The organism is Halomicronema sp. CCY15110, assembly GCF_016888165.1.
In the GTDB taxonomy this organism is placed as follows: domain Bacteria; phylum Cyanobacteriota; class Cyanobacteriia; order Phormidesmidales; family Phormidesmidaceae; genus Halomicronema.
The window spans coordinates 41291-52860 of record NZ_JACSWC010000421.1 but is presented as its reverse complement, the minus strand read 5'-3'; the positions used below and the strand labels follow the sequence as shown (position 1 = coordinate 52860).

At 55.9% G+C, this 11570-nt stretch carries 10 protein-coding genes; 6 read left to right on the top strand and 4 right to left on the bottom strand.

Annotated features, from left to right (window positions below):
- Positions 1–180: 180 nt before the first annotated feature.
- The 3 genes from JUK32_RS22485 to JUK32_RS22475 all read left to right on the top strand — a co-directional run bounded on the left by JUK32_RS22485 (position 181) and on the right by JUK32_RS22475 (position 3129).
- Positions 181–1272: a Gfo/Idh/MocA family protein gene (locus JUK32_RS22485; RefSeq protein WP_204141107.1), complete on the top strand. Its 1092-nt coding sequence runs from the start codon at positions 181–183 to the stop codon at positions 1270–1272.
- Positions 1273–1454: 182 nt separating this feature from the next.
- A complete protein-coding gene (locus tag JUK32_RS22480) occupies positions 1455–2249 on the top strand; it encodes a hypothetical protein (RefSeq protein ID WP_204141106.1) in 795 nt (264 codons plus the stop codon).
- A 223-nt stretch (positions 2250–2472) separates the two neighbouring features.
- On the top strand, positions 2473–3129 hold the full coding sequence (locus JUK32_RS22475; RefSeq protein WP_309224608.1) for a YdcF family protein: 657 nt from the start codon (positions 2473–2475) through the stop codon (positions 3127–3129).
- Here JUK32_RS22475 and JUK32_RS22470 read toward each other — a convergent pair.
- The 3 genes from JUK32_RS22470 to JUK32_RS22460 form a co-directional block, all read right to left on the bottom strand.
- Positions 3126–3608 (bottom strand): hypothetical protein, encoded by a 483-nt coding sequence (locus JUK32_RS22470; RefSeq protein ID WP_204141104.1) that lies wholly within the window; start codon positions 3606–3608, stop codon positions 3126–3128. The genes JUK32_RS22475 and JUK32_RS22470 overlap by 4 nt on opposite strands.
- A gap of 151 nt (positions 3609–3759) precedes the next feature.
- Positions 3760–4386, bottom strand: coding sequence for a TenA family transcriptional regulator (locus JUK32_RS22465; protein ID WP_204141103.1), 627 nt, complete (start codon positions 4384–4386; stop codon positions 3760–3762).
- A 347-nt stretch (positions 4387–4733) separates the two neighbouring features.
- Positions 4734–7262, bottom strand: coding sequence for a tetratricopeptide repeat protein (locus JUK32_RS22460; RefSeq protein WP_204141102.1), 2529 nt, complete (start codon positions 7260–7262; stop codon positions 4734–4736).
- A 168-nt stretch (positions 7263–7430) separates the two neighbouring features.
- On the opposite strand from JUK32_RS22460, the gene JUK32_RS22455 reads away from it, so the two are divergent.
- Positions 7431–7703, top strand: coding sequence for a hypothetical protein (locus JUK32_RS22455; RefSeq protein WP_204141101.1), 273 nt, complete (start codon positions 7431–7433; stop codon positions 7701–7703).
- A 240-nt stretch (positions 7704–7943) separates the two neighbouring features.
- On the opposite strand, the gene JUK32_RS22450 is transcribed toward JUK32_RS22455, so the two are convergent.
- A complete protein-coding gene (locus JUK32_RS22450) occupies positions 7944–8831 on the bottom strand; it encodes an alpha/beta fold hydrolase (RefSeq protein ID WP_204141100.1) in 888 nt (295 codons plus the stop codon).
- Between the two features lie 212 nt (positions 8832–9043).
- On the opposite strand from JUK32_RS22450, the gene JUK32_RS22445 reads away from it, so the two are divergent.
- A complete protein-coding gene (locus tag JUK32_RS22445; RefSeq protein WP_309224607.1) occupies positions 9044–9904 on the top strand; it encodes a DMT family transporter in 861 nt (286 codons plus the stop codon).
- A 100-nt stretch (positions 9905–10004) separates the two neighbouring features.
- A complete protein-coding gene (rmuC, locus tag JUK32_RS22440; RefSeq protein ID WP_309224606.1) occupies positions 10005–11537 on the top strand; it encodes a DNA recombination protein RmuC in 1533 nt (510 codons plus the stop codon).
- Positions 11538–11570 lie beyond the last annotated feature (33 nt).

Sequence of the window (11570 nt, the reverse complement as noted above, 5' to 3'; positions counted from 1 at the left end):
GGGAGGGTGGATGGGTGTGAGGGTGGCAGGGTAGGTGAGTGGGTGATGTGGGTGATGTGGGTGAGTGGGTGATGTGGACGGGGGGAGTTCGTTTCGGGATATCGTGAAGATGCTGAGCGGGTTTGGTACGGTGAAGCTGCCTTGCCTTGAAGGGTGAGCAGTGTTGTGGAGGAGAGCTGGATGACTGGGAAAACGATTGGCGTCGCCGTGATTGGGACGGGATTTGGGCAGAAAATCCATATTCCGGGGTTCCAGATTCAGCATCGGACGGAAGTGATGGCGGTTTATCATCGCGAGGCGGACAAGGCGCAGGCGATCGCGGCCCAGCATCAAATTCCCCACGGTTGCAGTTCCCTGGATGAATTGCTCGCGCTGCCGGAGGTGGAGGCGGTGAGTGTGGCGACGCCCCCGTTTTTGCGGAAGGAGGTGGCGATCGCGGCCCTGCAAGCGGGCAAACATGTCCTGCTGGAAAAGCCCACGGCTCTGAACGTGGAAGAGGCGCGAGCCATTGAAGCGGTGGCTCAGCAGCAGCAAAAAGTGGTGGGACTGGATTTTGAATTTCGCTTTGTGCCGGCGTGGCAGCAGTTAAAGGCCAAACTCATCGAAGGCTATGTCGGCACGCCTCGGTTAATCAAAGTGGACTGGATGGTGCCCGGTCGCGCCGATCCGCAACGGGGGTGGAGTTGGTATGCCCGCAAAGACCAGGGGGGCGGAGCTTTGGGGGCGTTTGCGTCCCACACGTTTGACTATTTGGCGTGGCTGTTTGGCCCGGCAAAGCGGCTCAGCGCCAATTTAACGACGGCGATTCCGCAGCGGCCCGATCCCCAAACGGGGGAACTGAAGCCCGTGGATGCCGATGATACTTGCACCCTGATGCTAGACATGCAGGATGGTACGCCCTGTCAGGTGACGATTAGTTCGGTAACCTATGCCAGTCGGGGGCACTGGGTCGAGGTGTATGGCGATCGCGGCACGTTAATTCTCGGCAGCGACAATCTCAAAGACTACGTTCACGGCTTTCAGCTCTGGGGTGCCCCTGCCGGAGCGGCGCTGGCTGAATTGCCAATTCCCGCAATTCTGGAATTTCCGCAAACCTATGATGATGGCCGACTCGCCCCGTTTATTCGCGTAGTCGATCATTGGATTAACTGCATCGATCAAGGTCAGGCCGCCGCGCCAGCGATCGCTGAGGGCGTTTATTCACAACTGTTGATGGATCTCGCCCATGAATCCCATAATCGTGGCCTTTGGATGTCGGTAAAGCCTGTGTAACCAGGCATCGGAGCTGACGAGTTTGATGGCGGCGACAGTTTTAATGCTAACGATTAGCAGTATTTATACTGTGGCAAAACTGTGACACAAGCTAACAAAAAGTAGTGATCGCCCGTGACAATGAGCATTTGCCGTCGCCATTCGGGATAACTAGGAACTAAAGGATCGCTGATGTTGCCCCTATGGCCCTGCAAAAATTTTCATTAGACGTTGTACAAAAGGTACAAAAATATATTCAGTTGCAGTTAACGCTGCCAGCCTCAGAGCAACAGCCGGTCAGTGACATGAATGAGCGGGCGATGGCGATCGAAGCCATGGCTCCAGAATCGCTCGATGCCTTGGGCGATTTGTTTCGGGTGGGGGGCTTTGGCGATGACGAAGGAGTGGCCCCCAATGCCGAGGGGCGCTGGTTTATCAGCACGATTAATCCGGCAGCGGCCCTGGCCAAACTGCCGGGTCTAGAACTGAAAGATAAAGTCCGGTTGGTGACGTACTTACAGCGGCAATCCACCGGGGGCATGGGCGTCACCTGGGCTTTGCCAGAACTCATGAGCACCACCGCTGAGCTGGAAGCCGCCATTGAGGCGGCTGGAGACAGAGCCATTCCGCCACATCCCAAAGGGGCATTGGGGAATGTGATGGATGGCGTAACGGGCGATCGCTCCCCCGCTTCCTATCTGGAAGCCTCCATTCTCCTGCGGGAATTTAAGGAGTTCGGCCGCAGTGGGCAAAACTGTCGCTGGTCGCATCATCGCTTGATCACCGCCGCACCGAATAAACCGTGGAAATGGCGCACCCAAAAGCCACTCACAAATCTGGCCCCAAAGGTGCAAATTAAAGACGAAAAGATAGTCATGGTGGAATTTTTCTCCTGTCGGGTAGTGCCGCCGATCGCCCTCTTTCGCCATTTAGATCAATATGTCGTCAAATCCTATCGTCCCAAAACCAATGACCAGGTGGTGGCGCTGCTGCCTTGACCCGTTGCCGGGGGCGATCGCGCCCAGAGATAGTGAATGCCTCAATATCCGTCTATGCAAGTGATCCCGAATTCGTTTCTAGCCCTCCCGATCTCCCCAAAGGCTAACAACGTTGCCCCTGAGCCTGTCGCAGGGCTTCGACTAGCTCAGCCCGTACGGCGTCATGGCTGAAAACGGGAGTAGGTTAATCGGATTTAGTCTGAGCCGCGGGTGGCGTCAAGGCGTGCGTTGTCAGCGCTGGCTATGGCTGGCGCTCCTGTTGGGGCTGACGATTTGGGGCAGCAGCCTCGCCACCCAACTCTATCGCCATGCCCAGCAACCACCGGATGCAGTGCTGGTACTAGGGGGCAGCATTCGCCGCGAAATTGTGGTTGCTGATGCCGTCGCGCAGGGCAATCCGCTGCCCATTCTGATTTCCCACGGGGCGGCTCCCCCTTGCACTCGTCTGGTATTTGAGCGGGTGGCCGCGCCCATCGATCAGGTTTGGCTCGAAAGCTGTGCCGAATCAACCTTTGACAACTATCGCTACAGTCTGCCAACCCTCAAACAGTGGGGGACGCAGCATGTCGTGGTGGTGACTTCTCCCACCCACGTGCCGCGAGCCGCGTGGCTAGCGCGCATTCTGCTCAGTAGTCACGGCATCTGGGTTGAGATGCAACTGGTGGAAGAAATCGGCATCCCCGCCAATGTGGAGACGCCCCTGAAAACGGTGCTGGATGTGGGGCGATCGCTGGCCTGGGCTATCATCAGCCAGCTTTATCGTCCCGTGTGTGACCGGGTTTTCCCGCTATCGTCAGTGGATCTGGCCGAGTGGGCCGCCCAAGGGTTTCAGTGCGAACACCAAGCCGATATTCAAATTCCTGACTCGGGGCCGAATTAGTCGCTTAAAGCGGCGGCTTCAGCGCCGGCTTCTGGCGACTCGGTGGCAGGGGTTGGATCCGTCAAGTCGGCGGGGTTGCCCAGCTGCTCCGGCAACTGCTCCACCCAGACAATGGGAATGTGCTGTGCCGATTCGCGCGCACCGTTTTCTTGCAAAATCTGGCTGGTTTGCGCCGGGTCAAAATAGCGGGTGAAGTCGGTGCGGAGTCGGCGATTGTGATCTTGCAGGGTGGCGACAGAGTCTTCCAACTCGCGTAAAACTTGCCGTTGAGTTTGGTGATAGGGCACCAGCTTGACCAACGCGGCGAGCGCCACCAAAGTCAACACCAAATTCACGGTGAGCTGCCCTGTGAGTTCCCACCCCAAGGCCCGAAAGCGCACCGATCGCAACGACCGTTGATGTTGCTGCTGTCGTTTTTGTCGCAGCGACAGCACTTTTTCAGAAGGTTCAACATCTAAAGTTGGTTGAGGCAAGGGCATACACGCTACTCACACCACTGAACACAAGATAATGGGGCTAATTTTGGCGAAAAACCCGTAACCAGCCCCCATTATGAAACAAAAATACAAGAATGAACAGAACTCGCCAAACCCCGATCCCATGCAGCTTGGAGGCTGACGACGCAAACGATTACACCGCCGCGTTGTAGGCCATTTGCCAGAAGTCTTTTTCCAACGCGGCGACCCGGAGAAAAGCGGCTTCAGCCGCCTGTTGTTCTCCTAATGGCGCGATCGCTAAGGCCGCATCAGCCTGATTCGCGAGTAGTTTCACGTAGTCCGTGAAGCCAGGATTGCCCCAGCGATCGGCAAATTCACCATAGGGAGCGGGCATCGGGCCGGGGAGTTGCCAGCCTTGGTTGTAGGCATATTCGATCGCCCACAGCGCGGTTGCCTGTACGCCGTAGGGCGCATTCACCAGACTACCCATAAACTCGCAATAAATCTGGCAGGTATGCTGACGTGGGGTGGCTAAGTCGAGCGATCGCTCCGCCGCCTTGACCCGAAACCAGTTCAGCTCATCCTGCAACGCATTCAGACCACTCAGCAGCATGTCCAAGTCGCCATCCGGGGCAGCCGCCAACGTGCGCCCCACAAACCGCGTGAACTGCGTCACGAACAAATAATCTTGCACCAGCCAGGTATTGAACTGGGTCGGACGAATCGTGCCCTGCTGGCACTGCGTCAAAAACGGATGTACCGTCGCCGCCTGCCACGCCTCTGCATAGGTAGAGAGCAGACCTTCACATGTCAAAGCCATCGCACCGAAAACCGCAAACAACACCGTTGATTGTGACAAAGTATTGGCCGCAGCGACACACTGGTCTGTACCGTGTTCGGCTTCGGGATGGTGGGATGTGCTTGCGGGGCGAGGGAATGAGGGGGAAGAGGAAGATTGCAGTTCTGGTCGGGGCTTGAGATTGCTGCTGACGAAAACGAGATTCTGTGTCGCTGAATGATCGGTCGGTTGGGCTGACGCTAGGAAACCCCATCGACGGCAATGAGCGATCGCCCTCGGGCTTAGTGCCGCGATCGCGTTACCGAGTCCCGGCTTGAAAAGTATGGCTGAAGGGGATCGCCCTTTAATGCACTTATGCATTAGATTCCCTAAATGCGCTTTAGATTATTTTGTACCGCGAGATAGTGGGGTGAAAGTTCGAGGGCCGTTTGCCAATGTTGAATCGCTTCTTGAACTAATCCTTGGGCGTAGCACAACTCACCTAAACCGTTGTAGACATAAGGTTTTTGTTGAGTAGGGGCACAGTCCAAGGAACTTTGCAGAATCTCATGGGCATTGACGTAATCACCTAGCAATGTCAGGACTCGCCCGAGAGAGTTCAGCAGACGATTGTCGCGTGGTTTGGATCGCAAATACCGTTGTAAGGTATCTTCCGCCTGGTGTAAATCTTCTTGAGCAGCGTCTAATTGGCCTAGAGCCTGATAAATCTGAGCTCTGGCGATGCGAGGATGGTAGTCTTTTTTCTGGAGAGTCGCGGCTCGGTTGGCTAGAGTCAGCGCGAATTCCAGGTTGTTTTGCTCTAGTTCTAGCAGTGACCAGGCCTGCCAGGCGGCGGATTGGTTTTGGTTAGCCTGGGTGGCTTGTTCAAAGAGTTTCCGGGCTACATCAACGTGGCCTAATTCTTTTTCCAGGAGCGCCCAAGCCTGCCAGTTTTCCGCACGAGCGGGGGCAACTTGGGTGGCTCGCTGAAAGAGTTCACGCGCTGTGGAATAATTGCCCTCTTGCTTTTCGAGCAGTGCCCAGGCATTGAGTGAAGGGGCGTTTTTAGAATTGACCTCTAGCGCTTTCCCAAACAATTGGCGAGCCTGCGCAACATGCCCGAGTCGGCGTTCAAAGGTGGCCCAAGATTGCCACGTGCGAACGTCATGGGGATACAACTGCGCCATGCACTGATGAAAGCGGCGGAATTGGTCGGGGTCAAAATGATCTTTTTCTAACTGGTGCCAGGTTGAGCGGTATTGATATTCATTGGGGTCGGCTTGCGTCCCCGCAGCAAACAGCCGTCGGGCTTCTTCAAGATTGCCGTCATCGCGCTCCATGATCGCCCACGCTTGCCAAGAAGGAGCGTTTTTGGGGTCGGCTTGCGTCCCCGCGGCAAACAGCCGTCGGGCTTCCTCGAGATTGCCGGTCTGTTTTTCTAAGATCGCCCAGATTTGGTAGACATATTTACGAATCCTGGGCACGGATAGGGCTGCGTCGAAAATCTGCCTGACTTGTTCTAGGTCCAGGGTTTTGAGACGGACCTGTAGTCGCAGGGCGGGGCACAACTGAGGCGCAAACTGTCCCTGATGAAGTTGGATATCGGCTTCCACAAAGGAGAGTAAACGCTCATAGCCGCCGGGATCATGTTGAAACACCACGTTAGCGATGACCGCGTGCCGGGTATGAATGCCGTAGTGACCAATGGATGGAGGCAACAAAAAGCCTGCCGTATTCGCCAAAATATCAGTGCGATAGGATGGCGTTTGCAAAATCTCTTTCAGGTACTCAGCAGGAACTTCTAGCCCAAAGGTGTGGACAGCGCTCACCAGGCAGCAAGCATCCCTAACCGTTTTGCCAAAGGTGCGTTCCAAATGGTTGAGGTTACGTAATACGTGGTTGGTCAGGCTTTCGTTATATTTTGCCTCTAACAAGGCTACGAGCAGTTGTCGGTTCGCCCCGGTTTTCAATCTGGTCACTTGCTGTTCTACAGGGAGCACACTGAGTTGACCCAGTTCATTCACTGCGGTCAGTTTGGCTAACAAGTTATGGATATCGCGATCGCTCAACTCACGAATGGAAAAAGTCTGCAAGTGTGCTGTCGTCCCCAGTGCCAAGCCCATGCTGCGCCAAAGATCTTCCCGAGCCGCGACCACAAACGTAACTGGCGACGACATGCCATACAGGTACCGCAACGTTGACTCAATTTTCTCAGGGGGCAACAGCGGGGCATCGTCAATGCACACAATGACGGGCTGCTCATCCGCAACCGTGTCCAACCCTTCTGCATATAGAGAATCCATGCCTGGTTTATGCCAGAGAACGGCATGGCCGCGATCGCTTAATTCGGCTGCAACTCGATAAAGCAAAGTTGATTTACCATCACCGGATCGCCCAGTAATAAGCGCAAGAGGGGTTTGAATGTGGTTCTTGATCGACTGTTCGAGCCACGTCAAAATCTCGGTTTCTACCTCCCGTTGGGCATCATGCTCGGCGGCGATATCGCGCCAGTTGGGTTCTGCGCCATCAAAAAACTGATGGCTAATGCCTCGCTGTACCTGTTTGCGAGCCTGTGCCAATTTGGGCGCGACCCAGTAATATCCTTGCGGGTTAGGTGGTTGAGAAATACTGGGTTGTGTAGACGTTTGAAGGGGCTTTAAGGGGTGCGGCGCAGCAACGACATCATTAAACTCAACCCCTAAGACCTGACAAATAGCTCTCGCACCTGTTTCGTCAATCGGTCGCTCACGCCTGAAAAATCGACCAACCGTACGGTCTGTCACGCCTGCTGCGGTGGCAATATCGCCCTGCGTCCAACGTTTACCTTCATGATTCCGTTTGTCAGCCTGAGCCTCTCTGAGTAAGCGAGTTCCTTCTTGCGTTGCTAGAACGCTATCGCGATCGCGAGTCTCTCTCATGTTTCAGTCAAGCTGCAAATGATACCCCTAAGCTAGCTCACGTTTCCGCAAGAGTCCTTAGGGAACGGACAGTTAGCGAAACTTTTTATCTCTCCGTTTCTGTCCTTAAGTGTCCGAAGCAATTGGCTTACCTTGTGTTCATCGGCAAATCGAAAAAAGGAAACGCTAATGAACACAACCGATTTCAACACCAACCCATCTCAATCAGATACAACTCGTGCCGAATTGATGATCGTGTCACCTCCTCCGGTAGAACCCCCGTCGGCTTGGATGCAGTACGGCACCAGTCCGACCGAGATTATTTTGGCAACAGCCTGTGTCATTGTGGCGGTAGCAACGGTGATTGGAGCGATCGCGGGATTAATTAACGTCCTCGTTCCGGTTATGCGATTAGCCTCACAACAACGGGAATCAACCGATGAAGAAAACTGTCATTCCTAGAGAAAATCGCTGCTGCCTTGGATTGCGTGATCATGCGCATCTCATGCAATTTCACCCCAGCAGTAATCAGCAATTTTTGCCCAAACTTATCAGGGATGCTGCGTAACCCCGAAAAGGCACTTTCGGGCAAGTTGAGTGGAATTTGCATCCATAGTGAGCACTTCATTCGGTCGGCAAGTGGGCAAATGAATCAGTTCTCTCATGCGACATCAGTGACCAGTAACCACCAGGCCGCCAACCTCAGTGTTTTGCCACCCAGTCTCTCAGGGCCGGATTCACCAGTTCTGGCGCTTCGTCTTGGGGACAGTGACCGATGCCGTCCAACTCAATGAATTCTTCGACGGCAGGGTAGTCAGCGTAGGCGCGACCGAGTTCTATCGGTTCCCAAGGGTCGGCGTTGCCCCAGATGACCAGTACCGGGCACTGCATTTGCGGCAGCAGATCTTCCGCTAACGGCCCTTGGGAATAGCGGACAAAGGCCAGAAACACGTCCGCTGCCCCTTCGTCCTTCGACGGTTCAATCAAAATGTTGACGAGTTCATCGGTGACGGCCTCTTCACGCCCGTAGGCCTGCTTCAGCACATTGCGCACAAACTTGGGCCGCGCCAGTCGCGAAAAAAAGAACTGTCCGAAGGGTCGAAATCCTAACAGGGCTTGAAAGAGAGGGGTCGGGGCACTGCGATACCAGGGCAGGGTGGCGCGTTTGCGATCGTGCAGGAGGCGGAGAGAACAGTCGAGCATCGCCACGCCCCGTGCTTGGTCGGGGGCCATCACGGCAGCTTGCAGGGCCACGACGCAGCCAATGGAGTTGCCGATCAAAAAAGCGGGTTCGCCAATCACCTCGCGGCAGAAATCCACCACTAATTGGCCCCAAGTTTCAAACGTGTAGGGAACAGGGTCGCCGGGATAGGGCTTCACCGATTTGCCAAAGCCGATCAGGTCGATCGCATAAACGCGGTTCGTTTCTGCCAGCTCAGGGATATTCTTGCGCCAGTGGTCGCTGGAAGCACCAAATCCATGAATCAGTAGCAGCGGAGCCCCCGCCATGCCCGCCTTTTGATAGCGAATGGGAAAGCCTTGCCAGGGCCAGGTGCAATCCATAACGGTGACAGCAGTCGCAACAGACATCAAGCAGCCTCCTGAGAAATCAGTAGCGCCAGACTGCGCCCTTCTTTAAATAAGTTTACAGTGCGGCACTGCTGGTTGCTGAGACGCCTCCGGCAAACGGGAGCATTCGTCATGAAAGCGGCTCATAGAGCCCATATCGTTCTTTGCTAGATGTTGGTCAGACGGGTGCGGTACTGTGCAGAGACGCTTCAACCCAAATTTCGGAGGACTGTGTGGCGCAACTGACGACTCAACAAAACTGGCGATCGCCGATTCTGATGCTGTTTTTGGCGATGGCATCCATTCACTCAGGAGCCGCGATCGCCAAAAGCCTGTTTGACCAAGTCAGTCCCTTTGGCATGGTCAGTCTGCGATTGGGCCTGGGGGCGTTGGTGTTGGTCATTTTGTTCCGGCCCCAGTGGCGACATCACTCCTGGCAAGAATATCGCTTGCTCGCCCTGCTGGGCCTCTCGATGGGGGTGATGAATGCGTGTTTATATCACGCGATCGCTTACATTCCCATTGGTGCGGCTGTCACGCTGGAGTTTATCGGGCCGTTGGGCGTGGCCTTAGCCCACTCGCGACGAGGGGCGGATTGGCTCTGGGTCATGCTGGCCGCCACCGGGGTGGTGTTGCTAGCGCCGGTCGGGGGCGCATCGCTACATCCTATCGGGGTGCTGCTGGCATTGATTGCGGGGAGCTGTTGGGCTGCTTACATTCTCCTGTCGGCCAGAGTGGGGAAAGTCTTTCCCGGCTCTGAAGGGGTGGCTATGGCGATGACGGCGGGGGCGATCGCGATCGTGCCCTTTGGCATCGCCGCCGAGGGCACTAACCTGCTGAATCCCTACGTGTTGATGATGGGGCTGTTGGTTGCCGTGTTGTCGTCGGCGCTGCCCTATTCCTTAGAAATGTCGGCCCTCCGTCAGCTTCCCGTCAAGGTGTTTGGCGTGCTAATGAGCGTGGAACCCGCCGTCGCCTCCTGTATTGGCTTGATTATTTTGGGCGAGCAGTTGAGCTTCAGAATGGTGGTCGCGATGGTATTGGTGAGTTCGGCAAGTATCGGTTCGACCCTGCACTCCAGAACTGCTCAGTAGGCATGGAGTCAATGACAGTGCTCAGCACTTTTGTCGGGGCTCATTGAGAATTAGTACAAATGTTGCTACCTTGGGGGCACTTGATTCTGGGAAGCAGGCAGTGCAAGGATTCATTTGGGGGCTCGTGGGGGTGGGGTTTGGGAGTGCGATCGCGGCGCTCTGGTGGCAAACGCGCATTCAGACCATTCGCGCCCAGGCCAAAGCGGATGTGGTGGCCGATCGCGCCAGCACCTACGAACGCCTGCAACAGCAAGACCGCCAAATTCAAGATTTGCAAACCCGCCTCCAAGAGCGGGAGCGGCAGCTAGAAGCCATGCAGCGCGGGTGGCAACAGGAGGCGACCCAACGGGCCACGGCTGAAGCCCAACTCGACCAGGTCACGCAAATCAAACAGCAGCTCCAGGAACGCGAAACCCAACTCCAGCAGCTCCAGGGGCAATACGTCACCGCGCGATCGCACCTGTCAGAAGTGCAAACCCGCTTGCAGCAAGAACAAGCCCTCTCCCAAGAAAAGCAGACACTGCTTAACCAAGCCCAGCAGCGATTAGGCGACACCTTCAAGGCGTTATCAGCCGAGGCGCTTCAGCAAAACTCGCAGTCCTTTATGCAGTTGGCGGAAACCCTGCTAGCCAAATTCCAGAGTCAGGCCCAGGGCGATTTGGGGCAGCGGCAAGCGGCGATCGCGTCCTTGGTCAATCCGCTACAAAGCTCACTGCAACAGGTCAACACCCATCTGAAAGAACTCGAAACCGCCCGCACCGCCGCCTACAGCACCCTGACGGAACAGGTGAAATCCCTGGCAGTGGCGCAAACCCAGCTCCAGGGGGAAACGGCGAACTTGGTCAAAGCGCTGCGATCGCCCACCGTGCGGGGACGCTGGGGCGAGATTCAGCTCCAGCGGGTGGTGGAAATGGCGGGCATGGTGGAATACTGCGACTTCTACCAGCAGGCATCGGTGGATACGGAAAACGGCAAGCTGCGGCCCGACATGGTGATTCAACTGCCGAATCAGCGCCACATCATTGTGGATTCCAAGGCCCCCCTACAGGCGTATTTGGAAGCGCTGGAGGTCACGGACGGAGCCGCCAAGCGCGATCGCTTGCAGCATCACGCCCGCCAAATTCGCACCCACCTGACCCAGCTCGGCAGCAAAAGCTATTGGGATCAGTTTCAAACCGTACCGGAATTTGTGGTGCTCTTTTTGCCCGGCGAAACCTTCTTTAGCGCCGCGCTAGAACAAGACCCCGGCCTGATCGAATTTGGCGTCGATCAGCGGGTGATTCTCGCCACGCCCACCACGCTGATTGCCCTGCTGAAAGCGGTAGCCTATGGCTGGCGTCAAGAAAAACTCGCCGAAAACGCCCAACAAATCAGCAACCTGGGCAAAGAAATGTACGATCGCACCCACACCCTCATCAGCCATATGACCAAGCTCCGCCGGGGCCTCGATAGCAGTGTGGATGCCTTTAACAAAGTCGTCGGGTCGCTAGAATCGCGAGTGCTCGTCACCGCCCGCAAGTTCAAGGATTTGGGGGCGGCGGCGGGCGACGAACTGGACTCCGTGGAGAGCTTAGACAAGCTGCCGCGATCGTTTTCCAGCGTGATTCCCGAACAGACTCCAGAAGACAGTTGACGGTGCCGCCCCCAGCAAGGCAAGCGTGCCTGC

Bases quoted from the DNA above. Each gene is read 5' to 3' on its own strand.
- JUK32_RS22485 (WP_204141107.1), top strand. From the start codon at position 181: ATGACTGGGAAAACGATTGGCGTCGCCGTGATTGGGACGGGATTTGGG.
- JUK32_RS22480 (WP_204141106.1), top strand. From the start codon at position 1,455: ATGGCCCTGCAAAAATTTTCATTAGACGTTGTACAAAAGGTACAAAAA.
- JUK32_RS22470 (WP_204141104.1), bottom strand. From the start codon at position 3,608: ATGCCCTTGCCTCAACCAACTTTAGATGTTGAACCTTCTGAAAAAGTG.
- JUK32_RS22465 (WP_204141103.1), bottom strand. From the start codon at position 4,386: ATGGCTTTGACATGTGAAGGTCTGCTCTCTACCTATGCAGAGGCGTGG.
- JUK32_RS22460 (WP_204141102.1), bottom strand. From the start codon at position 7,262: ATGAGAGAGACTCGCGATCGCGATAGCGTTCTAGCAACGCAAGAAGGA.
- JUK32_RS22455 (WP_204141101.1), top strand. From the start codon at position 7,431: ATGAACACAACCGATTTCAACACCAACCCATCTCAATCAGATACAACT.
- JUK32_RS22450 (WP_204141100.1), bottom strand. From the start codon at position 8,831: ATGTCTGTTGCGACTGCTGTCACCGTTATGGATTGCACCTGGCCCTGG.